Below are 24,227 nucleotides of genomic sequence, written 5' to 3'. Positions count from 1 at the left end.
GAGCAGAAATATGCTCCGCCTATCCTTTTTTGTACAACAGCGATATCGACTTGTTGCAGCGCCTTCAATAAGAATTTATGTTCTGCCGATAAAATGAGCTGATACGGGGCTTAACTTTAATTCCCTAGCCCATACAGAAAGTTGGCCAATATGGTGAATTTCGTGAGCGATAATATGGTGTAATATTTCATCTCGCGTATATAAAACATCTTTCTCCCAAGGAACGCTTACAAGTTCATCTTTTATTTGGTCTGAATGTGTTTCTAAAACATCAATAATTTCATCTCGGAATGTGTTTGAAAGGGATCTTACTTTATTGAGTGTCTGATAATCAGCGAATTGAACAACGATGTCTTCTTTACCTTGGATTGCACGAATCCAACTATATTCCACGTCAATAATATGAAAAAGAGTATATAAAATATTCCCTACCCCGCCAAGACGGTTTTTAAGTAACTCTTCTGTGGTTAACTGATGACACCACGTAAACCATTGATCCCTAACCTGCCAGTTATATTCAAAAAATGTTTTCACTGAACTCACTCCAATACTATGATGTATCAACTAACAATTAGCTCTTTTTCTCGTGATTCCTTCTTTTATTGAAGCGGTGATTGAGAAGTATTTAGATTTTATCTGTTGCAGGGCATTAAAAGATGCTCCTGTTCAGACCAGGTATCCGAGGTTTATATGATGGCGGCAATCACATTTTTCATCTTGTTTCTTTTACAAAATAAGAATCGGCATTTTCTTCATATACAATTAGGGAAAAACATACTAGACTTGAAGAAGCAGTGATACATAGGAGTGAAAAGAAATGAAAGAGATAAAAGAAGCCTACCAGCAGTGCGGACAGATTGTTGGCGAATATGCGCCAGCTTGTTTTAAAGCATTATTATGTCTCCCGCTGAAGCAAAGACAAGCCGCTTGGGCAGTGTTGTCGTTTTGCCACACAGCGGCCAGTGCGGATGAACAAGTATTGGCTGCATTTGAAGCTGAGGCGGATCATGTTTACCAAAGGACAAGTAACGGGAAACACCATTTATGGAAGGCTTTCGATCATGCATATCAGACTTTCACATTGGACAGCGAGCCTTTTCGGGAGTTTATTGCCGCACAAAGAGAGAACGCCAAACCGTATGATTCCCTTGATGAATTGCTCATGTATGCATATCAGACGGGCGGTACGGCGGGATTGATGCTGCTGCCGATTCTGACACGCCGAAAACAAGATGAGCTGAAACAAGCAGCCGTCTCTCTCGGCTTAGCCATACAGCTGGTTCGCATCTTAAGCGATCTTGGCACAGAACAGCAAAAAAACCGCATTCCCCGTCAGGTGATGCAGCAATTCGGCTATACAGAGGCCGAGCTTCAAAAAGGCACCGTAAATAAAGCGTTCACGATGACATGGGAGTATATCGCCTTTGAGGCAGAAGCCTATCTTGAAGAGTGTCTGGATGCTCTGCCGCTTTTCCCTAAGTATTCGCAAAAGGCGGTGGAAGCAGCGGCGCACCTGCACCGAGCAGTTTTAGAAAAAATCAGGACTGAGCAGTACAATGTTTTTGAACAAGAGCATGTCTTAACTGACAGCGAAGCAAAGCTGATTCTGTCTGCACAATAAAAAAACACCCGGCCTTGAGCCGGGTGTTACGCCATCCCTTTTTGAATCCAAATCCGTGAGCGCCATCTTCTGTACATGAGGATTCCCCGGACCCATTCATCCGCGATAAAAGAAATCCATACACCGGCAAGCCCGAAGCCGAGATGAATACCGAATAGATAAGCAAGCGGAAGGCCGATGCCCCACATTGAAATCATTGCCATGTAGACAGGGAACTTCGCATCGCCAGCCGCACGCAAGGAGTTGATAATGACGACGTTAAATGACCGGCCTGGTTCAAGAATAATCGTCATCGCAATCAATAAGCTTGCAGTAGCGATAATATCAGGGCTTTGCGTAAAGATGCCGATGAGATCCTTTGAAAAGATCGTCATTAAAACAGACGTTGCCGCAGCAATACCGATCGCCCAATATAAACTCTTCATACAGCGTTCATACGCGGCATCAAACTGTTTGCCTCCAATAAAGCGGCCGATTAAAATTTGTGTGCCTTGGCTGATTGCAGTGCCGAACAGCAAAATAAACATCGTAATATTTTGCGTGTACACCTTTGTTGTCAAAGCTTGTGCGCCCATGATGGCGATAAAATAGGTGACAATCATTTGTGAAAGATTGTATGAAAGCTGTTCTCCCGCAGAAGGGATGCCGATTTTCAGCAGCTTGCGCAAATGATCTTTATGCATATGAAAGATTTTTTTCAGCGACATCTTCAGCCCGATGCGTTTGTTGACAATAACAATCATAGCGATTAATCCAATCACGCGAGCGATAGATGTTGACATCGCAACACCGGCAACGCCGAGAACAGGAAAGCCGAACATACCGAAAATAACAATAAAGTTTCCGGCAATGTTTAAAATATTCATGCCGATCGTGACAAACATTGTATCTTTAGTATAGCCATAGCTTTTTAAGATCGCACTGAATGTCATGATTAAAGCTTGAATAAAGGAAAGACCTCCGACAACTTGCAAAAAGACTTTGGCATCAGGCATCAGTTCGTTTGATAATCCCATCATATGAAGCAGAGGAACAGCCGAGAAAAAGACGACAGCACTGATAGCAAGGCTGATAAAGAAGTTGGCGGCGATTGATACATAAGCGACTTCTGTGGCTTCTTTCTTTTGATGCGACCCTAAAAATTGTGAAATGATGACAGTTGTTCCTGTTGCGATAAAGCTGAACATCACGATAATTAAATTCAAAATCTGGTTGCTGACGCCGACTGCTGCCACACTGTTATCTGAGTATTGGCTAAGCATCAGTGTATCGGCATTACCCATAAACATATATAAAGAGACCTCGATAAAGATCGGCCAAGTAAGCGAAAATAATGAGAACGTTTTGTCAGCGGGTTTTTTCAAAGCGGTAGTTTTGAAGACAGCTTGTTTCATAGTGTCTAACCCCTTTCGTAAATAAAATCAACGTTTTAAAGTGTACCTCCATTTCCTTATAATAAAAAGGGAGAGAAACGATACTTCTTGCAAAAATCCGACTTAAAAAGGAGGGTGATTCAAATGCCTCGAATCCTATTTACAGTCCCGCCTTTTCCGGTATTTATCGCAGCTGGAGAAGGGATTTTTAAAAGAGGAGAAACTCATGCGAAGCGTGTATTCTCCGTATTTGATCTGATATACGTCAAGCGGGGAACGCTTTATATAACAGAAAATGATAAATCGTTCTCTGTTGAAGGCGGTGAGTACATCTTGCTTTCTCCCGGTCTTGAACACTATGGGACAAAGGGCAGTGATGAAGCAACCTCTTATTATTGGCTTCACTTCGATGAACATCAATATGAATTTACGGAAAAGAGAGGCAGTAATTGGTCTGAGCTGCAGAAGGAAAAAGGGGGGCTTGAGGAGCCGGCCCGCTACGAACTGGCTTTGCCGCGAAAAGGCAAGGTGCAGCGTCCGCAGTTTATGGCGCAGCAGTTTGAAAGGCTGATCGATTACTCTGCTGAAAATTCCGATTTGCCGCTTAGAAAACAAATCTTATTTGAAGAACTGATGCTTCACCTTCAAAAAGAGGCGTTTCAAATACCGTCTGCGAAAGAACGGGTCGCATGGGAGGCAGCCCGGTACTTACAGGAGCATTATAAAGAAAAAACAACAATCAAAGACTTATCGCTCGCTCTTCATTATCATCAGGATTATGTGAGCCGCTGCATGCAGCAGGTGCTTGGCGTTACACCGGCACAATACACGAATCGGGTGAGAATGAGGGAAGCAAAGCGTCTTTTATCCTCTACAAATGATAAAATGGGCGTCATTGCGGAAACGGTCGGAATGGAAGACCCGACATACTTTTCAAAACTCTTTAAGCAAATAGAAGGCATTTCACCAATTGAATACCGGAAAAGTGTCAGCCGGAAAGTTCAATAACCAGACGAGGAGCGGACCTGAAAACAACAATTTAGGGCGGCGGGCGTTTTATGGGCCGAAGTGTGAGCGAACTGCTAACATGAAAGATGAAATAAAAAAACTCGTCCTGCCGCTCAACCCATGAGCCTGCTAATGAGCGGGCTCTTTTTATTTTTGTTTTCTTATAGACCATTAACAGGATATGGTACAATCTGTTCATAGAAATCAGCTGTTACATGACATGTACATGAGGAGTGTCCATATGCAAAACATTGAAACCGATCGATTACTATTAAGAAATTTTGCCGCAGCAGATTCTCAAGGTTTGTTAGCATATTCGGCTCATCCGAGAGTGAATTGCTTTCTAGATGACAAAATGTCTACGTTAGAAGAAGCTGCCTTGAGAGTTCAAGAAAGAAGCAATGATGACTCTTATATTGCCGTTTGCTTAAAAGACAGCAATGCTCTAATCGGAGAACTATATTATGTAAAAGATGAACCAGATACCTATGCGGTTTGCTGGAACTTCAATGCTCAGTTTGAAGGGAAGGGATATGCAAGTGAAAGTGTGAAAGCTTTTTTCAAGTATCTCTTTATACAAAAAGGAGCAAGAAGGCTTTACGCATATGTTGAGGATGATAACTATAGGTCACAAAAGTTATGTGAGAGAGCAGGTATGCGTAAAGAAGGTTATTTTCTTGAATTTATTTCATTTACGAAATACGAGGATGGAACACCTAAATACGAAAACACTTTCCAATACGCATTGCTAAAGAAGGAATGGATAAAACAACAACACAGCGAATAGAATTGCGGGGTGTGTTTGATTCTGCATTGAGGAAGGCATAATCTCATGATGTCAGGACGGAAATGTTCGGCACAGTATTTTCATAGGGATTGAGAAATCGACATGCCGCCATCTGACAGTGAAAGTGTACCGTCAATCTCGTTTTCATAAAGCTTGCTGTGCCCGGAATGGAACAATGCCCATGGTTACAGGCCCGCCGTATGTGTATGGGAGCGGTCAGCATAATCAATGCATCTTCTGCACTCCAGCAGCGTTCTAATCAAAGCAAGCAAGGGCAAATCAGCCCTTGCTTGCTTTCTTTTCATATAAATAGAATACATAATCAGTAGGCACGCCTGTATAGCCCAGTTGTCTCAGCATGGCGGTCACGTTCCCTCTGTGATAAGTGCCGTGATTGACGATATGAAAGATGATGTCTGTAAAGGTTAGCTCCATTGTTCCGAGTTTCGGATGCTGCATGGAGAATGTCTGTTCTAAGTCCGTGTGACGGCTGAAGAAATCAAGGTACTGTGACTGCAACTTGGAAGCCTGCTGTTTAATTGCTTCCATATTACTATTTGCAGACTCGAATTTGCCTGCGCCATCAATGATCTCTTGGTAGGCTGCTCCCGAAAGAACGTTCAGCCAAAAGTAGTCAGCTCTGCACATATGAAGCAGCACATTGCTGACAGAAGAAAACACACTTTCTACTTCTTGATAAACCGTTTCCTCCGGCAGGTTTTCGATATGGTTAAACATTCGCTCGTTTGCCCAAGTATGATAGTCATATAACTGTTTTACATCTGTCATCAGCATTGCCTCCTTATCTAAGACATTCGCTGTCTCAATTGTTATTCCTTCAATTGCTGAAAAGAGACACCACGAAATACCCTGCTGCAGCCCACATCACCACCGCAGAGCATTTGTTTACGATCTGCATAAGCCTGCCGCTCGTATCTATCGTCTGAAACAGCCGGCCCGCTATCGCTAGACTGATAAACCAAATCCAAGAGACAGCGATGCAGGCAGCCATAAAGAGCCATTTCTCAAGCCCGGAATAGTTGAGCGAGCTCGTGCCGATGACGCCGATCGTGTCCAGAATAGCGTGCGGGTTTAAAAGAGAAACGGCGGCCGCAAACGCAGCTTGCTTTTTAGCTGTGAACGTATTTTTCTCATTTTGATTTGCTTTCGGACGGCTGTTCCAAGTTATCCAGCCCATATAAAGCAAAAACAAAAATCCCCCGGCCATCATTATCGTTTCAAAAATAGGCGTTTGCTGCACAATGACTGATACACTCGAAACGGCTAAAACGATTAACAGGGTATCGCAGACGGAAGCGCTGATCACGGCGGGGAGTGCCAGCCAAATATGCCTTTGCCACGCGCCTTGCTGAAAAATAAATATATTCTGCACCCCCAGCGGCAAAATTAAGCCAAACGCAAGCACAGCTCCATGAATGATTGCATTCATGCTGAAAAAACTCCCTTCATATCTGTTTTTTCAATCATAAGGGAGATTGTTTCCTAAGTCTCCAGCCATTTGGTTGGGATTAGACCCAGCCAAATGTATAATGTGAAAAAAGGAGGCATGACAATGTCGCAGTGGCAGCCAAGCCGAAGGTCGGATGTTCCGCTCCATCGGCAGATCGAACAATACATAAAAGACAAAATCCTTCACGGAGAGTGGGCTGTGGGGACGAAAATCCCTTCACAGAGAACGCTGGCCGACATCTTTCAAGTCAACCGCAGCACAGTGACTGCAGCCATTGATGAACTCACGTCTCAAGGTCTGTTAGAGGGGAGAAGAGGAGGCGGCACGAAGGTTGTAAACAGTACGTGGAGCATGCTGGCGGCTGAGCCTCCCCTTGATTGGAGCGATTACGTCCATTCAGGCATTCATCACCCTAATTCTTCAATCATTCAAGCAATTCATCAAAACGAACCAAGAGCGGATATCATCAGATTAGGCACAGGAGAGCTTTCACCGGATCTGCTGCCTGCTGAAAAAATACGCCGGATGTTTCAGCGGATCAATCCGCCCGACCTGTCTTTAGGATATGAGCAGCCGAAAGGAAATCTTAAGCTGAGGGAGGCGGTGGCGGACCATTTAAAAGGCAAGCAGATCCATGTATCACCGTCATCGATTTTAATTGTGTCCGGTGCGCTTCAGGCGCTTCAGCTCATCTCGATCGGACTTTTAAAACGAGGGTCTGTCATTTTGACTGAAAAACCTTCTTATCTTCAATCTTTGTATGTGTTTCAATCAGCGGGTATGCGGCTTTGCGGCTTGCCGATGGATGAAGAAGGAATGAAGGCGGGGCTAATTTCTTCTTACTTAAAACAATATGGAGGACAGCTGCTTTACACGAATCCGTCGTTTCATAATCCGACAGGCACCGTTATGTCAGAGCAGCGAAGGAAAGAGATCATCAGCCTGTCAAAAAAAGAGCAGCTGCCCATCATTGAGGATGATGCGTACGGTGATTTATGGTTTGAAGAAAAACCGCCGCAGCCGTTGAAAGCAATGGATCATGAGGGCAACATTCTGTATCTGGGTACGTTTTCAAAAACGGTCAGCCCAGGCCTGCGAATCGGCTGGCTTGCCGGTCCGGAGCCGGTTATGGAAAGGCTGGCGGATATTAAAATGCAGACAGACTACGGATCAAGCGGCCTGTCCCAGTGGGCGGCTGCCGAATGGCTGTCACAGGGGTATCATGAGAAGCATCTGACTTGGGTACGCAGAGCGCTCCAACAAAGGAGAGACGCCGCCGTTCATTTTCTCGAGCGGTATGCGGGTGACATCGCCTCGTGGCGGATTCCCGCCGGCGGCTTTTATATTTGGGTGACATTTCATCAAACCTTGCCTGTCAGCCGTTTCTTTTATGAATTGCTGAAACGGCAGGTGCTTGTGAATCCCGGTTTCATTTATGACGGTGAAGACCGAAACAGCATCAGGCTCTCATATTCCTATGCATCTCTTGGCGATTTGGAAACTGGCATTAAAGCGGCAGCCGAGACAGCACGCCGCCTGATGTCCTAAGCATTTGTTATACAATGACAGCTCCCAGCGCTCTGGCGAAAGCAATCGTATGCTCCGGCGCGATTTTGCAGCCTTTCAATTTGTCGAGGGAGACATGAAGCTGTTCAAAACGGCATGTGCTGATGTCCATATTTTGAAGGGACGTACCGGCAAAGCTTGCGCCTTCCAGTTCGCACCCGTCAAAGTGTGTGTGCTGGAGCGCCATATTGCTGCACTCGCTTTGCATAAGGGCACAATGATCAAATCGAACTTGTCTCATATTTGCGTATGAAAATGAACTGAAATGTCCGTGGCACTCTTCGAATGAAACATTCCGGAGCGTTGATTCTGCCACATTTATTCCAACCATTTTTGATTGCTTCAGTGAAGTTCTGTGAATGACAGCCCCGCTGAAATCTGCGTTTGACAAGTCACATTTTTCAAAGAGCACATCAGTCAGTTCAATATGCCGAAAAGACACATCGATAAACACGACATTTCTGAATACCGTTTTTTCTACACAAAGTCTTTCGATATTTTCGCCGCAAATTGTACAATCTTCAAACAAATGCATGCTGACCACATCATTCTGCGCCGCGGTTTCATGAAAATCAGCGGTTTGCAGGTTTTCCGGTATGTGCGGTTTTTGAATCACTATTTTTTTCATGAATGACATCCTTTGCCGCCCGAACACGAGAAGCCTTCGGGATCAATTTAATAGATCGTTATGGAAATTGATACATATAGTAAATCGTGAAGAGCTTTTTCTGCGGCAGAAGCCCGCTCGTTTTGTAAGCATAAATGGAAAGATTCCTATACGTCAAGGCGCTGACAACCCGGGAATGAAAAGGGAACAGGAGGAATGAGGGAATGGGGCATTACGTCAAAACCGAGGAGCATGTGAAACTGTTTGTAGAGGATATTGGACATGGCAGGCCGATTATCTTTTTGCACGGGTGGCCGTTGAATCATAAGATGTTTGAATATCAAATGAATGAGCTTCCGAAAAGAGGCTTCCGTTTTATCGGCATTGATTTACGAGGATATGGGCAATCTGACCGCCCGTGGGAAGGCTATGATTATGATACGATGGCCGACGATGTGAAAGCAGTCATTTATACACTCCAGCTTGAAAATGCGGTACTTGCCGGATTTTCGATGGGCGGCGCCATTGCCATCCGTTATATGACAAGGCATGAGGCGGCTGATATTCATAAGCTGATTTTACTGTCTGCCGCAGCGCCCGCATTTACTAAACGCCCCGGTTATCCGTACGGCATGAGGAAGCAGGATATTGACGATATGATCGAACAATTCAAAACAGATCGGCCAAAAACACTGGCTGATTTAGGCACGCAGTTTTTTGAGAAAAAAGTATCACCTGAGCTCAGGCTGTGGTTTTTCACTTTGATGCTGGAAGCTTCCTCCTACGGGACGATTCACTCCGGCATTGCATTAAGAGACGAGGATCTTAGAAAAGATCTTGTCTCAATCAAGGTGCCGACACTGATTTTGCACGGAAGAAAGGATAAAATAGCGCCATTTGATTTTGCGAAAGAATTAAGGCGCGGCATCAAGCACTCAGAATTGGTTCCGTTTATAGGCAGCGGGCACGGAGCTTTTTATGAAGAAAAGGAGAAGATCAACCATTTGATAGCGCAGTTTGCAGGATCATAAGAAAAAACCCGACATTGATCGGGTTTTTATATAATTCCTTTGTTCCGCAGTTCTGTAATAATCAAATCAGCGCCCTCGGAAATAGAGGTTCGATCTGTTTCAATGATGAACTCGGGAGAAAGCGGCGCTTCATATGGAGAATCAATCCCGGTGAAATGTTTGATCTCTCCGTTCCGCGCTTTTTGATAAAGTCCTTTCGGATCGCGCTGTTCACACACATGCAGCGGGCACTTCACATAAATTTCGAAGAATTCCTCTTCAGAAAAGAGCGCTCTGACCATGTCTCGATCCTCTCTGAATGGTGAGATAAAAGCTGTTAAAATCATTTGTCCGCTGTCAACAAACAGCTTTGCTGCTTCTCCGATCCGGCGGATGTTTTCAACCCTGTCTTCAGTCTGAAAACCAAGATCTTTGTTTAAGCCGTGGCGGATATTGTCACCGTCGAGCACATAGCTCTGAACGCCCATGCGGTACAGCTTTTCATCAACAGCATTGGCCAGCACGGATTTTCCTGAGCCGGACAATCCGGTAAACCAGAGAGCGCAGCTTTTGTGCCCGTTTAAGGATTGTCTGTCAGACTTCGAGATGGCAGCGGGATGCCAAATAATATTTGGATTGTGTGTCATTGCCATCCCCCGCTGTTTTGCCGAATGGCAACGGGCTGCTGTTGAAGGCCCTTGATCAGTACGTTTGCGACCTCAGGCCGGCTGAATTCTTTAGGCGGTTTTTTGCCGTGGCGGAGGAGCTCTCTTACTTTTGTGCCTGATAAGTGGATGTGGTCTCTTTGGCTATGCGGACATGTTTTCGAGGTGGCCATGTTTCCGCATTTCCGGCAGTAAAAGCTATGCTCGAAAAACAGCGGCTTTATGCCGAGCTCCTCATCTGTAAATGATTGAAAAATATGCTGTGCATCATACGTTCCGTAATAACTGCCGACACCCGCGTGATCACGCCCTACAATAAAATGGGTGCAGCCGTAATTTTTGCGGACGAGCGCATGGAAAATCGCTTCCCTCGGCCCTGCATACCGCATGGCGGCAGGGAAGACCGACAGCATGACACGTTTCTTTGGATAATAGTGATCAAGCAAAACCTGATAGCTCTCCATTCTGATATCGCTTGGGATATCGTCTGACTTCGTTTCTCCGACAAGCGGGTGAAGCAGCAGACCGTCGACCGTTTCTAACGCTGTTTTTTGAATATATTCATGTGCTCTGTGAACAGGGTTTCTAGTTTGAAAACCGACAATCGTTTGCCAGCCGAGCTCTTTAAAGGCCGCTCGTGTTTGTGCGGGTGCTGCGTAAAACCGTTCGAAGGGTTTGTCAGGCAGGCGGCTGACCGTGATAGGCCCTCCGATATAATAATCCGGGCGCGCCAAAAGTTTTTTTACGCCTGGGTGGGCAGGATCGCTAGTTTTAAAGACGGACAGTGCTTCATGTGCTTTATTGGGCCGGTATATATCAGTGACAGTGATCATGCCATAGGTGGCGCCATCTTTCACAAGCTTGACGCGGTCACCGGCAGACAGCTGTTTTGCTGTTTCTTCCGCGACAGGCAATGTAATCGGCAGGCTCCACGGCAAGCCGTTTGCCAGCCTCATTTCTTTCACAACAGAATGATAATCTTTTTCTCCCAAAAAACCAGTTAATGGGCTGTAGCCGCCGATCGCGATCAGCTCCAGGTCGCTCAGTGCAAGCTGATCCAACTCCGCTTCGCACATACACCCTTCAAAATGGCACGCGGGATCATAGCGGTTGATTAACACACCTCCATGGGGTTCGTTTCCATTCAACGCGTTCAACCTCCATTTTTGCTTTTTCTTGTCTGTGCTTCGCTGAAATCTTTAAAACAACGACATTATTCTTGATGCAGGCCGCATTCTGTTTTCTCTCGTCCGGCCCATCTCCCCGCCCTCTCATCGTTCGGGTCCGAGGAAGGCAGTGTACACATTTCACAGCCTATGCTCGGGTAATATTGATCGTGCAGTTTGTTATAAGGCAAATTGTGAAGGCGGATGTAGGTCCAAACGTCTTTCCAAGTCCAGTGGATAAGCGGACAAATCTTAATGAGCTTAAATTTCTGATCCAAATTCACGTATTGAATATGCTTTCTTGTAGGCGATTGCTCGCGGCGCAGCCCTGAAATCCAAGCTGTCATGCCGGACAGGTGTTTTTTGAGCGGCACGATTTTTCGCAATTGGCAGCATAGATTCGGGTTATGCTTCCACAGCTCTCTGCCGTATTGCGTCTCCTGTTCTTTTAAGCTTAGCTCAGGTTCAAGCAGCTGGATTGTCAAGCTCGGGTATCGTTCTTTGACGGTCTCGATGAGCTCATACGTTTCCTGAAAATGCAGCCCTGTATCCAAAAAGATGATGTGCGCGTTTTTGTTGATTTTGGATATAAGATCGAGAAGCACCATTCCTTCTGCGCCAAAGCTGCACGCGTACACAATCGTTTCCCCGTACGTTCTGTAAGCCCATTTCAACACATCAAGCTCATCGATCAATTGATCTGTTATCTGTTTGGACAGTGTATCATTCCATGTGTCATAGGTGATGATTTGTTCGTTCAACCTTTTCCCTCCGTTTGCATCTGTCTGTTTTTTATCTATTGATCGAGTTATAGGCAGACTATTCACTTTTTACATAAAGGTTCACGGTTTTTGGGTGCGGCGCCCGTCTAACATGAGGGGCGGAACCATTAAGAAACTAGATGAATATGCTTTTAAGCAAAATGGTTTTATGCCCAAGGAGAGATCGTATGCCGATTACCATTTATCAGGGGCATCATCATTTGCTTGCCCCGGCGGATGTTAACATCGTCATTGATGTCATCAGAGCCTTTACGGTCGCCCACTATGCGTTTATCGGCGGGGCAAAAGAGATTTTGTTAGCCGGAACAAGAGAGGAAGCCTTTGCGCTGAAAGAAACATATCGGGATTACGTGTTGACGGGAGAAGAGAAGGGGGTCGGTATCAGCGGATTTGATGTGGATAATTCTCCAAAACGCATGGCAGTGCAAGACATGGCGGGTAAGCGCCTGATCCAGAAAACAACAAACGGTGTTACAGCAGCGTTAGGGGCCTTGAATGCTAAGCATTTGTTCGTAACTGGATTTTCTAACGCCAAAACAACGGCAGAGCATGTGAAAACACTTGCCGCAGCGGATTGTGTCATAAACATAGTTGCATCCCATCCGTCAGGCGATGACGACGCGGCGTGCGCGGAGTATATGAAAGCCATTATTGAAGGGACGAATGAGGTAACGGCCGCGGAGGCGATTGAAAGAATTAAACGCTCTTCTGTTGCGGAGAAATTTTTTGATCGCAGCCAGCCATTATTTGATCCGGAAGACATATCATACTGTACAAAAGAATTGCCGGGCGATTTTGTGATGAAAGTGAAACAAGACAGAGAAGTTCCAACGATTGAGAGGGTCAGAATATGAATGATTTTTCACTAGAATTGCCAGTGAGAACAAGCAAACCGAGAGAAGCCGGTCAAACCATTTTAATTGATAACGGCTACCCCTTGCAATTTTTCAAGGATGTGATAGCTGGAGCATCCGACTATATTGATTTTGTGAAATTTGGCTGGGGCACATCATTACTTACGAAAGAACTTGAAACAAAAATCAGCGCGCTGAAAGAGCATGACATTAAATATTTCTTTGGCGGCACATTATTTGAGAAGTATGTAAGCCAGAAAAAAGTGAATGAATTTCATCGGTACTGCACCTATTTCGGCTGTGAATATATTGAGATTTCAAATGGTACGCTTCCGATGACAAATAAAGAGAAAGCGGCTTACATTGCCGATTTTTCCGATGAATTTCTTGTGCTCAGCGAGGTGGGCAGCAAGGATGCGGAATTATCAAGCCGGCAAAGCTCTGAGGAATGGCTTGAGTATATCGTTGAGGATATGGAAGCGGGCGCGGAAAAAGTGATGACGGAGGCAAGGGAAAGCGGGACAGGAGGGATCTGTTCCAGCAACGGCGATGTCCGGTTTCAAATTGTCGATGACATCATTTCCTCAGATATTGATATCACCAAGCTGATATTTGAAGCGCCGAATAAAACGCTCCAGCAAGGATTTATTCAAAGGGTTGGGCCGAATGTGAATCTGGCCAATATCCCATTTCATGATGCGATCGCATTGGAGACGCTGCGTTTAGGGCTACGATCTGATACTTTTTATTTGTAAAACTGCGGCTGCGGGGCTCTCGCCGTGAAGAGAGCCTCTGCCTATTATTTTTTATGGCGGTACATAGGCGTGAGATAGGGGAGTGAGGTTAGCCGGATGTTATAAATGAAGTCGATGACTCTTGTCGATATGACTTGGCAAATGAGTGCCTGAATCACGATGCCCCAGGCAATAATAGAAGCGGTCACCATAAAAATAATGCAATTCATAATCAGCAGAATTGTTCCGGGATTCCCGCCGCGGTAGATGGAAATCATCAAAGCGAGGGCCCCGAATCCTCCGTTTGAAATTTTGTACTTGTATAAAAGCCCGATGCCGAACCCCAATAACATAGCACCGCTGGCCAGATCAAGCCACAGGTTTGACGTGATATCCGGAAAAACCGCATCAAAAATCAATACTGAGACAGAGGTAACGGTAATCGAAGCGAGGGTGCCGGTGAATGTTCTCATCTCCAGCCATTTTAAAGCGGTAAAAAGCATCGACACATTTACTGCCCATACTGAAAAGCCGTGGGGAATGTGAAACAGATAATGCAACAGCACTGCAATGCCTGCCGCCCCGCCTGTCGGAATATCATGGGGAAATAAAAACAAGGACATACCGAGTCCCTGTAACACGCCGCCTATGACAATCATAAACGTAAGTTTTGCTTTCGTCAGCAGTTCAGCCATTACGTCATTTGCTCCTTTATGAAAAGACTTGTCCGCTGTTTCCATTTTATGAGGCTGTCCATTTTTTATGTCTGCAAAATAAGAAATGATCCAGCTTAATAGGCTGAACCATCCCACTTGCAGCGATTGACAATCTCCATATTGATCTCTGTTCCAATGCCTTTTCCTTTTGGGATATGGACGATTCCTTTTGATGGCTGAACGCTGATAAGATCTGTAAAAGGGTTCTCCATGACATCCCACTCGATCGGTTCAATTTGCTCGTTCTCCATTTTAGTCCATGGAGGCAGACAGGCTTGTGCAAATAAAGCATAGAGCCGTGAAAGCGAACCATCATATGCATGGGCGGACGCTCTGATGCCGAAATAACGAGCGAGCTGGAGGCAGTCCCGAAATCCATCAATCCCGTTGACATGCATGACATCGGGCTGAATGATATCCAAGTATCGCTGTGAAAGAAGAGGCACAAACTGCGCCGCGCTTTTTATATTTTCTCCGCCGGCAACAGGAACAGACAAACGGCTGCGCAGCAGAGCGTAATCCTGCGGCTGATCAAAAGGCAAAGGCTCCTCAAGCCAGCCGATGTTCATCCATGCTGAAAAATAGCGTTCCCATTTTAAAGCGGTTGCGGCATCATAACTTTGGTTTGCGTCTAAAATCATCGTAATGGAGCTGCCGGCTGTATGCTGCAGCGCCTTGATGTGCCGGAGGTCCTCCTCGAATGACATCCCGCCGATTTTGACTTTCATTTGCTTAAAGCCCTTTTTTAACTGAGCTTCAACATTGGAAACGGAATGGCTGATCCATTGCGTCTGATCTGAATACGATTGAAAGGAGGCGTATACAGGGATTTCTTCTCTGTACTGTCCGCCCCATAGTTCGCAAACCGAATAATCCGCAGTTTTGGCCGCGATTTCTGTCAGCGCCATGCTCACGGCAGAGGCCGCCCGCTGATGCCATTTTTGAATTGTGCGCACTAACAGCAGGCGGCTCCCGGCTTGCTTCCCTAAAAGATAGGGGATGATCCGTTTGGTAAAACCGATATGGAGAGCCGGGAGCCAATCAACGCATTCGCCCCAGCCGTCAATCCCGCTTTCTGTGACAATTCTGATGAGATAGCAAGTTCGATATCGCTTTAACCCATTCGCGTCTCCGTAGGGCTTTTCTAATCGGTGCAAAAGGGGAAAGGTCTCAATCTGTACAATTTTCAAACTGAAAGCTACCTTTCCTCAGCAGGCTGAAGCCGATTTCCCGCCATTTTCGGTTCTTCTTTTTCGTTTGTTTCTTCTTTGTTTTGTTTCACATGGATCAGCAGAATGACGAGAATGCCCACAACAAGCGTCAAACCCGCGATGCTTAAAAACATGCCGGGTCTGGACCATTCCATCAAGCGGCCGAAAATCGGAGGCCCGATTGCCACCCCTAAGAAACGAACCGATCCGTACAGCGACGTCACAAATCCCCGTCTTTCTTTGCCGACAGCCCCGGTAATAAAGCTGTTCACACAAGGAAGAACAAGACCTGAACCAATGCTGCTCAGAACGAGAACACTGATAAAAAGGACAAGATTTTCAATGAATGACAGTGCCGCATAAGAAACAGTCATGAACGCCAATCCAAGAACAATCAGTTTTTTCATTAACGATTGCTTCTGCCCGATTTTGCTTCCGGTTGTATAAGACGTCACACACATAACCAAAAGCGGAATCGCCAAAATCAGGCCTTTTTTGACGCCGTCGGTATCGTATGTTTTTTCAAGGATATCCGAAAGAAAAAAGAGAATACCGAATAAAGTAAACAAACAGGTTGCACCGGCTAAATAAGCGGTGAACAGCCATCTGCCTTCATGTTTGAAAACACTTAACAGCCCTTTTGCGTATTTTCCGATCGGAGGGGGTTCTTTTTCCTTTTTCTTTTCTTTAATAAATACCCACGTCAGCACGATCGCAATGATACAAAACACCGGAAAGGCAAAAAACGCGCCATACCAGACAAGCAGGGCGATAAGCGAGCCGATAATCGGAGAAAGCACTTTCCCCATGCCGTTTGAAGCTTCAACGAGGCCGAGCACCTTGCTTTCCTGGGCCCCTTTAAACAGATCTCCCGCCAGCGCCATGGCAATCGGGCCGGTTCCGGCTGCCCCGATTCCCTGAAGCGCCCGTCCAGCCATCACCCAAGGATATGCATTGTCAAAAAAACCTGCCGCAAATCCTGCTAACAAGCCGCCGACACCATATAAAAATAAGCAGGGGATAATGATAACTTTCCTTGAGAATCGGTCAGCAAGATAACCGACAATTGGAATGGCAAATGCCGCAATCAAGGAAAATACTGTGATCACGAGACTGACTTGAAATTGGGATAAATGAAGTTCAGATTTCATTTTTGGCAAAATCGGAATAAGCATCGAGTTTCCAAGCGTTAATATTAAAGGGATTGAACCGATTGCCACAATCGTCATTCCGTTATTTTGTTTTGTTGATTCCATCTCAAAGCACACTCCTTTTCTTCTGATTAGAATGTCCCTGATAACATAAAAAAAACCGAACAGAATCTTCCTGTTCGGGAAATAAAGGGTTAGCCGAGCCCTTGTGAAATCAAGGCGAATAATTGTCCGTTCCTAGCTGGAAATGTTTTATTTGGGTAAAGCATTAGCGGAGGTTCATCGTCTAAATGAAAGCCCATCGCTTTCAGGGGGGCATGCAGCGACACACTGTCACCAGGCACATCGATTCGCATCGGTCCTTGTTTCCCCGCGGCCAGTCTGTTGATTAATTGGGCTGCTGCTTCTGAGGATGGTGCAACGATCGGGCCGAATTTCAGATTGCACGGCGTTTGTGCAGATAAACCGTATCCGATCAACTTGCCTTCTTTATTTCGAATTATCACGCTTTCGTCCGATTGGGAAATAAGCGAGTGAAGAAGAGTTGATCTGTCTCCGCCAAAGGCGGCCTGATCTGCTGCAAGAACTTCCCGAAAATCCAATTCGGTAAAGGCTGTCAACGCAAAGTCATGCTTCTTTGTCATCGGCTTGAAGTGTTGGCAGCTGTATTTACGGACTGAGCCAGCTGTTTGAAAACCGGATTTTTCATAAAGGGGCAAACCTTCCTTCGTTGCACAAAGCATGATGGAGGCGTTCTTATCCGCTTTGCTGATGCACGTGTTCACCATTCGCCGCCCTAAACCCTGCCGTTTGTACTTATTGTCGACGATAACGATTCCGATAGAAGCGAGTCGGCCGTATCTAAACAAACCGATACAGGAGATGATGTCCCCTTTGCTGTTTTGATAGCCGAAAACGCTCTTTTGCTGTACAAGCATCCGAAGCTCCCGTTCGCCGTAGTCAGGCCATCCGGCTTGTCTGCAAAGCCGTAATAAGCCGGGGATATGTTCTTCTTGAAGTTCAATCAGCTCATCTGCTGCGTGCATTTAGATCACCTGCTTATTCCGAGCGTTTTGCACATGACAATATGTGTGCCAATGCCGGGAATCTCAAACGGTTCGCCGCGTTTTTCCCAGCCAAGCTTTTCGTAGTAGCCTTTGACATGGTGTCTTGCATTGCACCAGACCGCCTCTATCCCCATATCTTCCAGTTTTTGCTCTGCGTATTTCATCAGCTTGCTTCCGGCTTTTTGATCACGATATCCTTCAAGCGTTGCCATGCCTCTCAGCTGATATGCGGAGTCGGCCGTTACTAATGGTTGAGGTTGAGGAGAAAAAGAAGCGATGCTGATCAGCGTTCCTGCATAATACGCGCCGAGATGAAAAGCGCCTGGCGCATCATCCTGTTCATATTGGCATTGTTCAATGGATTGATGGGGACGCAGAACACGGTGCCGAATTTCATATGTATCTTCTGGGGAAATGGTTTTGACCTCGAGCATAAGGTTCCTCCTTGAAAACTGATTTTTTTATATCGTAACACGAATGAGATAAAAAAGGCCGCCCAATTGGCTTTGGGCAGTCCTCCGTGTTAGTGCAAGTAAATATTTTTACGCTGTTCATCTTTTTGCTGAATATATGTACTAAGTTCAGCGGTCAAGTCAGATCTGAGAAAAGGTGTAATCAAGTAGATGCCGTTAAACAACTCGCATGCTGTATCCAGCAAGGAGCGTGCGATCGCAAGGCCTTCTGCTTTTTGCTTCTCTTTATCCTCTCCGGCGAGGGCCATTTTTTCGCGAATAGAGTCAGACAGCTTTATCCCGGGAATTTCATGGTGGATGAACTCTGCATTTCTGCTGCTTGTAAGCGGCATAATGCCGACATAGATCGGCGTCTTCAGGTGCTTTGTTTCATTATGGATGTCAACAAGCTGCTGTTCAGAATAGACAGGCTGAGAAACGAAGTAATCCGCGCCGCAGTCTATTTTTTTCTCCAGCCGTTTGACCGCTTTGTCCAAATGGCGAACATTAGGATTAAATGCGGCGGCAACTGAGAAATTCGTTCTCTTGCCAAGCGGTTTTCCAGACAGGGACAGCCCTTCATTGAACTGTTTGATCAGCCTGATTAAATCAAAGGATGTTAAATCATACACAGACGTCGCACCCGGAAAATCCCCGATTTTAGAAGGATCACCCGTGATAGCCAGCACGTCAGTCAGCCCTAATGTATCAAGGCCCATTAAATGTGACTGCAAGCCGATAATGTTCCGGTCACGGCACGTAATATGGACAAGGGAGCGCATATCAAGCTGCTGCTTCACAAGGGAGCCGCAGGCTACATTGCTGATCCGCGGGGTTGCCAAAGAATTATCAGCGAGTGTCAGGGCATCAATTCCCGCTTCTTTTAATTCAGCAGCGGCGGACAGAAATTTGTCAAAGCTCAATTTTTTCGGCGGGTCCAGCTCTACGATGATGGAGCGTTTTTTCGTGGCGATCTCATTCAGGCCAGGTTCTGTCCGCTCCTGCTGAACAGAAATATATTCTTTCGCCGGGGTTTTGACTTCTTTTTCTGTAATTGGAGCAAGACCGCCAACGGCTTCCGCCATCGCCCGGATATGATTCGGTGTGGTGCCGCAGCAGCCGCCGATAATTCGTGCGCCTTGCCTGCGGAATTCTGACGCACTTTGCTGAAAATAGGTGTCGTCTGTTTCATAGACGAGCCGCCCTTCTTCAAGCGAGGGAAGACTGCTGTTTGGATAAACTGATAAGAAGACATCATCAAAAATCGGCACTTCGCTGAGTGCTTCAATCATGTGGTAAGGGCCGAGCCGGCAATTAATGCCGACGATATCGGCGCCGAGATCAGCAATTGACCGCAATGCTTCAGAAAGCGGCGTTCCGTCCTGCAGTACGCCTTGCTCATGCATGGAGACATTAAGCATAATTGGAAGTCCAGTCTCTTTACGGGCGATTTTCAGCACTTCACGGGCTTCTTCCAAATCGTAATACGTTTCCAACAGCAAGCCGTCCGGCTCTTCATGCAGCAGAAGGTACAGCTGCTCGCGAAAGCTGCGTTTGATCTCGTCAAGGCTGTAGGCGTTTTTATTAAATGTGCGGATGCCGCCCATCGTTCCAAGAACGTACGCGTCGCCTGCTGAAGCCCGCGCGATTTTTACCGCCTCCTGATTCATTTTTTTGATATCACCCTCAAGCCCGTGCCTGGATAATTTAATATAATTGGCTCCGTACGTATTTGTTTGAATAATGTTGGCACCAGCCTCAACGTACGCTTTATGTATACGCTGGATGTCCTCTGGCTTTGAAATGTTGAGCTCCTCAAAGCACCTGTCAATGCCATAGGAATAGAGAAGCGTTCCCATGGCCCCGTCACCAATTAACACCTGTTTTTCCAAATCTTCTAAAAGTCCCATTGTCAGCCTCCTTTATTCACATTCAGCAAGGAAAAAAGAGAAATAAAAAAAGTCCTCTTAAGAAGAGGACTATGTCAGTGATATTGTCTCTTCTTATCTTCCAAGCTGTTCGAGCTTGCTGGATTTAGCACCTTGGTTATGGCTGAATTGCCATTACACCGGTTGCTGAAGCTTCGTCGGGCCAGTCCCTCTGCTTCTCTTGATAAGAACGGATATGAAATTTTCGTATTCAGGAAGTGCGCCTGGCATTTTCCCTTTCTCTAAATTTACCGAAAATAAAGACAATAATCAATAGGATTCAGAAAATTTATCTGAAATTTATAAATTGAATGTCAATTGGGAGGTCTGCGGCTCTCACTGCTGTGATAATCTGCTGCAGGTCATCCTTGTTTTTTCCTGTCACGCGCACTTGGTCATCCTGCACTTGAGACTTTACTTTCAGTCCGGTGTTTTTGATGATCGTATTGATTTTTTTGGCGTTGTCCTTGTCAATGCCTTGTACCAGCTTTGCACGCTGGCGCACTGTTCCGCCTGACGCGCTTTCTACCTTGCCGTAATCAATGTTTTTTGTCGGCACGTTTCGTTTAATCAATTTACCGACAAGCACATCTTTCAGCTGGCTTAATTTGAATTCGTCATCAGAAATGAGGACAAGCTCTTCTTTCTCTAAAGAAATGTTGCTTTTGCTCCCTTTAAAGTCATAGCGAGTGCTGATTTCTTTCAGTGCGGTTTGAATCGCGTTTTGCACTTCAGGCAATTCTACTTTGGATACAATATCAAATGAACTTTCTTTTGCCATACGAAAACCTCCATAACATTTCACTTATGTGTTGATTATAGTAGAATAAAGAGAAACTTCCAACAGAACATAGAATCAATTTGTGATGCTTGGAAAAAATGTAAACAAAATCCGCGGAAAAATGAGCGGAACAGGAAGGAAGATAGCATGAGACCAGGGCAGCAATTAACCTTGAGTATAGATCACCAAACCGATTTCGGCTACTTTTTAACCGACGGGGAGGATACGATTCTCTTACATAATAGTGAAATAACAGAGGATATCGAGGACAGAGACGAAGTAGAGGTCTTTATATATGTCGACCAGCAGGAAAGGCTTGCGGCCACAATGAAAATTCCGGTCATCAGCGCGGACGAGTACGACTGGGTTGAAGTGGTGGATAAAGTGGAAGATATGGGCGTTTTCGTGGATGTCGGCTTATCCAAGGACGCGCTTGTCGCAACTGAGCATTTGCCTCCATACGAGGATGTCTGGCCACAAAAAGGCGACAAGCTCTACTGTATGCTGAAGGTGACGAACCGGGGGCGGATGTTTGCGAAACCAGCGCCGGAAGATGTCATCAGCGAACTGTTTACCGATGCTCCGGAAAATCTGATGAATAAAGAGCTGACAGGTACGGTGTATAGATTAATCGCCACGGGTTCATTCGTCATTACGGATGAAGGCATCAGAGGTTTTATCCATCCTTCAGAACGAAAAGAGGAGCCGAGACTCGGTTCAAGAATCACGGGACGAGTGATTCAAGTGAAAGAAGACGGTTCAGTCAACATGTCGCTATTGCCGAGAAAACAGGATGCGCTGTCTGTAGATGCAGAGTACATTTTGACGTATATGAGAACAAGAAACGGCGCCATGCCGTATAGTGACAAAAGCCAGCCTGATGATATCAGAGAACAGTTTAACATGAGCAAAGCCGCCTTTAAACGCGCGCTCGGCCATTTGATGAAAAACGGGAAAGTATATCAGGAAAAAGGATGGACATACGAGAAAAAATAGAAGGCCCGTGCGCCTTCTATTTTTTTATCAAAGGACTTCATAAATAAAGTGCTGTTACGTATTATTACGGGAGACAGAGTGTTTTGTCAGTGAAAAGACAGGGGGAGAGTTTATGGAAATTCGGATCGATTTTTTATTGATCTTGATTGCGGTGCTTTTCTTTTGGATTGCTTATATGGCAGGAATAAAAAAGCAAACATGGATACTGTCCGGTTTCGGTGAGTCCCGGATACGTGACAAAGACCGTCTGGCTAGAATTGCGGGATACTTTTTTCTGAATTCAGGGATGTTTATTCTGTTAAATGGGTTTATTTCATTTCAAGGACAAGACCAGCTGATTCCGCCTATGATTTTGGCATATGGAGCGGGAGTCATCATGTATGTAAAGAAAACATTGCTATAAAACCTCCAGACCGCATCAAATACTGGAGGTTTTTGTTTGTTCATTTTCCTAAAAAGAATATGGCCAATGTGCCGGGACCTGCGTGCGAGCCGATTACAGAACCGATTGAATGAATGATGATCTCTTTCGGCTTAAATTCATCCGCAATCAAGTGTTTCATGGCAATGGCTTTTTCTTCGTTGACGGCGTAGCTGATTCCTACAGTTTGATTGCTCCAATCAGCACCGCGCTCTTTCATAAGTTCAATAATCCGTTTGAATAGTTTTTTCTGTCCGCGGATTTTTTCCAGAGGCACAAGCTTGCCGTCCTCCATATGAAGCAGCGGTTTAATATTCAGCAGGCCGCCGACAAAAGCGGACGTTTTGGAGATGCGGCCGCCTCTTGCAAGATATGTGAGATCATCAACGGTAAAAATGTGCTCAAGCTGTTCGCAAAAGTTCTTTACAGACGTTTCAATTTCTTGTATTGTAATCCCGTTGATACAGAGATCGGCAGCATGACGGACTGCCAGGCCGTATCCTAATGAAGCGCATTTGGAATCAATGACCCGCAAATCAAAATCGGGGAATTCCTCCTTCACTTCATTCGCCATCATCACAGCTGTCTGATATGTGCCGGAGAGGCCTGAGGAAAAGGCAATGTAAAGAGCGGGATCACCTGTTTCGGCATATTGCAAAAACATATTTTTAATCGTTTGCGGTGAGGCTTGGGACGTCTTAGGCGTTTCGCCATTTTGCATCGCTTCAAATACCTGATCCGCATCTATTGTGACCGCATCTTCGAATTCTTTATCGCCGAGAGAGACTCTGAGCGGAATAAAGCCGATGCTGTTTTCTTCAAAATAAGAACGGGGCAGATCGGCGGCGCTGTCAGCGATGAGATGAACTGTCATATTGCTTCCCTTCTTTCCGTTATCGCTCGTTATAATAAGAGTTAAGCCAACTATATCATATTAATTTGCCAAAATCGTGTTCAAATATTTGTTTTAAGGGAAAACATAATAAAGAAGAAAGAGCGGAGGAACTGCCATGGTACTAGATCAAACAAAAAAATTACTCGTCGTCATCATCGGCGCTTTACTCAATGCGGCCGGGCTAAACCTGTTTTTGATTCCGGCAGATGTATATGCCAGCGGATTTACAGGTGTCGCTCAGCTTTTATCAAGCGTTGTTGTGGAATATGCTCCCTTTTACATATCGACGGGAACGCTCTTGTTCCTCCTAAACATTCCGGTCGGTATTTTAGGATGGCTGAAGGTCGGCAAATCATTTACGGTGTACAGCATTTTAAGTGTCGCACTCACTACTCTGTTTATGGGAATTCTGCCTGAAACAAGCTTGTCACATGACATTTTGCTGAACGCAGTGTTCGGCGGCGTCATTTCCGCGGTCGGCATCGGCTTAACATTAAAATACGGCGCTTCGACAGGCGGACTCGATATCGTCGCCATGGTGCTTGCAAAGTGGAAAGACAAACCCGTCGGCACATATTTCTTTATCCTGAACGGAATTATTATCTTGACGGCAGGATTATTGCAAGGTTGGGAGAAAGCATTATATACCCTTGTTACACTGTATGTGACAACGAGGGTGATTGACGCCATTCATACTCGCCACATGAAGCTTACGGCAATGATCGTGACGAAAAAAGCGGACGAAATCAAAGAAGCCATTTACGGAAAAATGGTGCGAGGCATCACAACTGTGCCGGCTAAAGGCGCATTTACAAACGAACAGAAAGAAATGATGATTATCGTCATCACAAGGTATGAACTGTACGATTTAGAGAAGATCGTCAAAGAAGTTGATCCGAAAGCATTTACGAACATTGTACAAACGACAGGGATTTTTGGTTTCTTTAGAAAAGACTGACGAAAGC

General features: G+C 45.5%; 24 protein-coding genes, 2 pseudogenes and 1 riboswitch. Of the genes and pseudogenes, 10 read left to right on the top strand and 16 right to left on the bottom strand.

Annotation, left to right across the window (positions count from 1 at the left end; translation table 11 throughout):
- Positions 1 to 75: 75 nt before the first annotated feature.
- Positions 76 to 534, bottom strand: a complete 459-nt coding sequence (locus AAGG74_RS08590) for a DinB family protein (RefSeq protein ID WP_429675104.1) — start codon at positions 532 to 534, stop codon at positions 76 to 78.
- Between the two features lie 260 nt (positions 535 to 794).
- Between AAGG74_RS08590 and AAGG74_RS08585 the strand changes: the two are divergent.
- Positions 795 to 1,621: pseudogene (locus tag AAGG74_RS08585) on the top strand (phytoene/squalene synthase family protein).
- Between the two features lie 26 nt (positions 1,622 to 1,647).
- Here the strand turns inward: AAGG74_RS08585 and AAGG74_RS08580 are convergent.
- Positions 1,648 to 3,015, bottom strand: a complete 1,368-nt coding sequence (locus AAGG74_RS08580) for an MATE family efflux transporter (protein WP_429675103.1) — start codon at positions 3,013 to 3,015, stop codon at positions 1,648 to 1,650.
- A 123-nt stretch (positions 3,016 to 3,138) separates the two neighbouring features.
- Here AAGG74_RS08580 and AAGG74_RS08575 point away from each other — a divergent pair, with 123 nt between their 5' ends.
- Both AAGG74_RS08575 and AAGG74_RS08570 read left to right on the top strand, forming a co-directional pair.
- Complete coding sequence (locus AAGG74_RS08575; RefSeq protein ID WP_429675102.1) at positions 3,139 to 4,002, top strand: AraC family transcriptional regulator; 864 nt, start codon at positions 3,139 to 3,141, stop codon at positions 4,000 to 4,002.
- Positions 4,003 to 4,243: 241 nt separating this feature from the next.
- Positions 4,244 to 4,789 (top strand): GNAT family N-acetyltransferase, encoded by a 546-nt coding sequence (locus AAGG74_RS08570; protein ID WP_429675101.1) that lies wholly within the window; start codon positions 4,244 to 4,246, stop codon positions 4,787 to 4,789.
- A 279-nt stretch (positions 4,790 to 5,068) separates the two neighbouring features.
- On the opposite strand, the gene AAGG74_RS08565 is transcribed toward AAGG74_RS08570, so the two are convergent.
- On the bottom strand, positions 5,069 to 5,578 hold the full coding sequence (locus AAGG74_RS08565) for a DinB family protein (RefSeq protein ID WP_429675100.1): 510 nt from the start codon (positions 5,576 to 5,578) through the stop codon (positions 5,069 to 5,071).
- A gap of 49 nt (positions 5,579 to 5,627) precedes the next feature.
- Positions 5,628 to 6,277 (bottom strand): annotated as a pseudogene (locus AAGG74_RS08560) (LysE/ArgO family amino acid transporter).
- 79 nt (positions 6,278 to 6,356) lie between these two features.
- On the opposite strand from AAGG74_RS08560, the gene AAGG74_RS08555 reads away from it, so the two are divergent.
- Positions 6,357 to 7,808 (top strand): aminotransferase-like domain-containing protein, encoded by a 1,452-nt coding sequence (locus tag AAGG74_RS08555; protein ID WP_429675099.1) that lies wholly within the window; start codon positions 6,357 to 6,359, stop codon positions 7,806 to 7,808.
- Positions 7,809 to 7,815: 7 nt separating this feature from the next.
- On the opposite strand, the gene AAGG74_RS08550 is transcribed toward AAGG74_RS08555, so the two are convergent.
- The gene (locus tag AAGG74_RS08550; RefSeq protein ID WP_162101991.1) at positions 7,816 to 8,454 is read right to left on the bottom strand and encodes a pentapeptide repeat-containing protein; all 639 of its coding nucleotides are present in this window, start codon (positions 8,452 to 8,454) and stop codon (positions 7,816 to 7,818) included.
- Between the two features lie 203 nt (positions 8,455 to 8,657).
- Here AAGG74_RS08550 and AAGG74_RS08545 point away from each other — a divergent pair, with 203 nt between their 5' ends.
- Complete coding sequence (locus tag AAGG74_RS08545; protein WP_162101990.1) at positions 8,658 to 9,464, top strand: alpha/beta fold hydrolase; 807 nt, start codon at positions 8,658 to 8,660, stop codon at positions 9,462 to 9,464.
- Positions 9,465 to 9,490: 26 nt separating this feature from the next.
- Here the strand turns inward: AAGG74_RS08545 and cysC are convergent, their stop codons facing one another.
- The 3 genes from cysC to AAGG74_RS08530 all read right to left on the bottom strand — a co-directional run bounded on the left by cysC (position 9,491) and on the right by AAGG74_RS08530 (position 12,035).
- Positions 9,491 to 10,090: an adenylyl-sulfate kinase gene (gene cysC, locus AAGG74_RS08540; protein ID WP_162101989.1), complete on the bottom strand. Its 600-nt coding sequence runs from the start codon at positions 10,088 to 10,090 to the stop codon at positions 9,491 to 9,493.
- Positions 10,087 to 11,256, bottom strand: a complete 1,170-nt coding sequence (gene sat / locus AAGG74_RS08535) for a sulfate adenylyltransferase (protein ID WP_429675098.1) — start codon at positions 11,254 to 11,256, stop codon at positions 10,087 to 10,089. Before sat ends, cysC begins: the two co-directional genes overlap by 4 nt.
- Positions 11,257 to 11,321: 65 nt before the next feature.
- Complete coding sequence (locus tag AAGG74_RS08530; protein WP_429675097.1) at positions 11,322 to 12,035, bottom strand: phosphoadenylyl-sulfate reductase; 714 nt, start codon at positions 12,033 to 12,035, stop codon at positions 11,322 to 11,324.
- Positions 12,036 to 12,223: 188 nt separating this feature from the next.
- Between AAGG74_RS08530 and AAGG74_RS08525 the strand changes: the two genes are divergently transcribed.
- Positions 12,224 to 12,910 (top strand): 2-phosphosulfolactate phosphatase, encoded by a 687-nt coding sequence (locus AAGG74_RS08525; protein WP_429675096.1) that lies wholly within the window; start codon positions 12,224 to 12,226, stop codon positions 12,908 to 12,910.
- Positions 12,907 to 13,665 carry a phosphosulfolactate synthase gene (locus tag AAGG74_RS08520; protein WP_429675095.1) on the top strand — a complete coding sequence of 253 codons (759 nt, stop codon included), beginning with the start codon at positions 12,907 to 12,909 and terminating at the stop codon, positions 13,663 to 13,665. The genes AAGG74_RS08525 and AAGG74_RS08520 overlap by 4 nt, the downstream gene beginning before the upstream one ends.
- A gap of 44 nt (positions 13,666 to 13,709) precedes the next feature.
- Here AAGG74_RS08520 and AAGG74_RS08515 read toward each other — a convergent pair whose 3' ends face one another.
- From AAGG74_RS08515 to AAGG74_RS08485, 7 genes are all read right to left on the bottom strand, one after another.
- Positions 13,710 to 14,339, bottom strand: coding sequence for a YitT family protein (locus AAGG74_RS08515; RefSeq protein WP_429675094.1), 630 nt, complete (start codon positions 14,337 to 14,339; stop codon positions 13,710 to 13,712).
- A gap of 95 nt (positions 14,340 to 14,434) precedes the next feature.
- On the bottom strand, positions 14,435 to 15,550 hold the full coding sequence (locus AAGG74_RS08510) for a mandelate racemase/muconate lactonizing enzyme family protein (protein ID WP_429675093.1): 1,116 nt from the start codon (positions 15,548 to 15,550) through the stop codon (positions 14,435 to 14,437).
- An 8-nt stretch (positions 15,551 to 15,558) separates the two neighbouring features.
- Positions 15,559 to 16,827: an MFS transporter gene (locus tag AAGG74_RS08505; protein WP_162101982.1), complete on the bottom strand. Its 1,269-nt coding sequence runs from the start codon at positions 16,825 to 16,827 to the stop codon at positions 15,559 to 15,561.
- An 89-nt stretch (positions 16,828 to 16,916) separates the two neighbouring features.
- Positions 16,917 to 17,768, bottom strand: a complete 852-nt coding sequence (locus AAGG74_RS08500; RefSeq protein ID WP_429675092.1) for a GNAT family N-acetyltransferase — start codon at positions 17,766 to 17,768, stop codon at positions 16,917 to 16,919.
- Between the two features lie 5 nt (positions 17,769 to 17,773).
- Entirely contained in the window at positions 17,774 to 18,223 is a 450-nt protein-coding gene (locus tag AAGG74_RS08495; RefSeq protein WP_429675091.1) for a GNAT family N-acetyltransferase, read from the bottom strand.
- 89 nt (positions 18,224 to 18,312) lie between these two features.
- Positions 18,313 to 20,151, bottom strand: a complete 1,839-nt coding sequence (locus AAGG74_RS08490) for a bifunctional homocysteine S-methyltransferase/methylenetetrahydrofolate reductase (protein ID WP_429675090.1) — start codon at positions 20,149 to 20,151, stop codon at positions 18,313 to 18,315.
- Between the two features lie 90 nt (positions 20,152 to 20,241).
- Positions 20,242 to 20,360, bottom strand: a riboswitch (SAM riboswitch).
- Positions 20,361 to 20,458: 98 nt separating this feature from the next.
- Positions 20,459 to 20,950 carry a YajQ family cyclic di-GMP-binding protein gene (locus AAGG74_RS08485; RefSeq protein WP_429675089.1) on the bottom strand — a complete coding sequence of 164 codons (492 nt, stop codon included), beginning with the start codon at positions 20,948 to 20,950 and terminating at the stop codon, positions 20,459 to 20,461.
- 147 nt (positions 20,951 to 21,097) lie between these two features.
- Between AAGG74_RS08485 and AAGG74_RS08480 the strand changes: the two genes are divergently transcribed.
- Both AAGG74_RS08480 and AAGG74_RS08475 read left to right on the top strand, forming a co-directional pair.
- On the top strand, positions 21,098 to 21,946 hold the full coding sequence (locus AAGG74_RS08480; protein WP_429675088.1) for a CvfB family protein: 849 nt from the start codon (positions 21,098 to 21,100) through the stop codon (positions 21,944 to 21,946).
- A gap of 112 nt (positions 21,947 to 22,058) precedes the next feature.
- A complete protein-coding gene (locus tag AAGG74_RS08475; protein ID WP_162101976.1) occupies positions 22,059 to 22,349 on the top strand; it encodes a DUF3784 domain-containing protein in 291 nt (96 codons plus the stop codon).
- Between the two features lie 40 nt (positions 22,350 to 22,389).
- Here the strand turns inward: AAGG74_RS08475 and AAGG74_RS08470 are convergent, their stop codons facing one another.
- Positions 22,390 to 23,241 carry a DegV family protein gene (locus AAGG74_RS08470; protein WP_162101975.1) on the bottom strand — a complete coding sequence of 284 codons (852 nt, stop codon included), beginning with the start codon at positions 23,239 to 23,241 and terminating at the stop codon, positions 22,390 to 22,392.
- 136 nt (positions 23,242 to 23,377) lie between these two features.
- Between AAGG74_RS08470 and AAGG74_RS08465 the strand changes: the two genes are divergently transcribed.
- On the top strand, positions 23,378 to 24,220 hold the full coding sequence (locus tag AAGG74_RS08465; protein ID WP_162101974.1) for a YitT family protein: 843 nt from the start codon (positions 23,378 to 23,380) through the stop codon (positions 24,218 to 24,220).
- Positions 24,221 to 24,227: the final 7 nt, after the last annotated feature.

The sequence above is a fragment of the Bacillus mexicanus genome, assembly GCF_050445615.1.
GTDB classification, from domain to species: domain Bacteria; phylum Bacillota; class Bacilli; order Bacillales; family Bacillaceae; genus Bacillus; species Bacillus mexicanus.
Note: the sequence above shows the minus strand (reverse complement) of the source record. Positions and strands in the feature narration are given on the sequence as shown.

Bases quoted from the DNA above. Each gene is read 5' to 3' on its own strand.
- AAGG74_RS08580 (WP_429675103.1), bottom strand. From the start codon at position 3,015: ATGAAACAAGCTGTCTTCAAAACTACCGCTTTGAAAAAACCCGCTGAC.
- AAGG74_RS08575 (WP_429675102.1), top strand. From the start codon at position 3,139: ATGCCTCGAATCCTATTTACAGTCCCGCCTTTTCCGGTATTTATCGCA.
- AAGG74_RS08570 (WP_429675101.1), top strand. From the start codon at position 4,244: ATGCAAAACATTGAAACCGATCGATTACTATTAAGAAATTTTGCCGCA.
- AAGG74_RS08565 (WP_429675100.1), bottom strand. From the start codon at position 5,578: ATGACAGATGTAAAACAGTTATATGACTATCATACTTGGGCAAACGAG.
- AAGG74_RS08555 (WP_429675099.1), top strand. From the start codon at position 6,357: ATGACAATGTCGCAGTGGCAGCCAAGCCGAAGGTCGGATGTTCCGCTC.
- AAGG74_RS08550 (WP_162101991.1), bottom strand. From the start codon at position 8,454: ATGAAAAAAATAGTGATTCAAAAACCGCACATACCGGAAAACCTGCAA.
- AAGG74_RS08545 (WP_162101990.1), top strand. From the start codon at position 8,658: ATGGGGCATTACGTCAAAACCGAGGAGCATGTGAAACTGTTTGTAGAG.
- cysC (WP_162101989.1), bottom strand. From the start codon at position 10,090: ATGACACACAATCCAAATATTATTTGGCATCCCGCTGCCATCTCGAAG.
- AAGG74_RS08525 (WP_429675096.1), top strand. From the start codon at position 12,224: ATGCCGATTACCATTTATCAGGGGCATCATCATTTGCTTGCCCCGGCG.
- AAGG74_RS08520 (WP_429675095.1), top strand. From the start codon at position 12,907: ATGAATGATTTTTCACTAGAATTGCCAGTGAGAACAAGCAAACCGAGA.
- AAGG74_RS08515 (WP_429675094.1), bottom strand. From the start codon at position 14,339: ATGGCTGAACTGCTGACGAAAGCAAAACTTACGTTTATGATTGTCATA.
- AAGG74_RS08505 (WP_162101982.1), bottom strand. From the start codon at position 16,827: ATGGAATCAACAAAACAAAATAACGGAATGACGATTGTGGCAATCGGT.
- AAGG74_RS08500 (WP_429675092.1), bottom strand. From the start codon at position 17,768: ATGCACGCAGCAGATGAGCTGATTGAACTTCAAGAAGAACATATCCCC.
- AAGG74_RS08495 (WP_429675091.1), bottom strand. From the start codon at position 18,223: ATGCTCGAGGTCAAAACCATTTCCCCAGAAGATACATATGAAATTCGG.
- AAGG74_RS08490 (WP_429675090.1), bottom strand. From the start codon at position 20,151: ATGGGACTTTTAGAAGATTTGGAAAAACAGGTGTTAATTGGTGACGGG.
- AAGG74_RS08485 (WP_429675089.1), bottom strand. From the start codon at position 20,950: ATGGCAAAAGAAAGTTCATTTGATATTGTATCCAAAGTAGAATTGCCT.
- AAGG74_RS08480 (WP_429675088.1), top strand. From the start codon at position 21,098: ATGAGACCAGGGCAGCAATTAACCTTGAGTATAGATCACCAAACCGAT.
- AAGG74_RS08475 (WP_162101976.1), top strand. From the start codon at position 22,059: ATGGAAATTCGGATCGATTTTTTATTGATCTTGATTGCGGTGCTTTTC.
- AAGG74_RS08470 (WP_162101975.1), bottom strand. From the start codon at position 23,241: ATGACAGTTCATCTCATCGCTGACAGCGCCGCCGATCTGCCCCGTTCT.
- AAGG74_RS08465 (WP_162101974.1), top strand. From the start codon at position 23,378: ATGGTACTAGATCAAACAAAAAAATTACTCGTCGTCATCATCGGCGCT.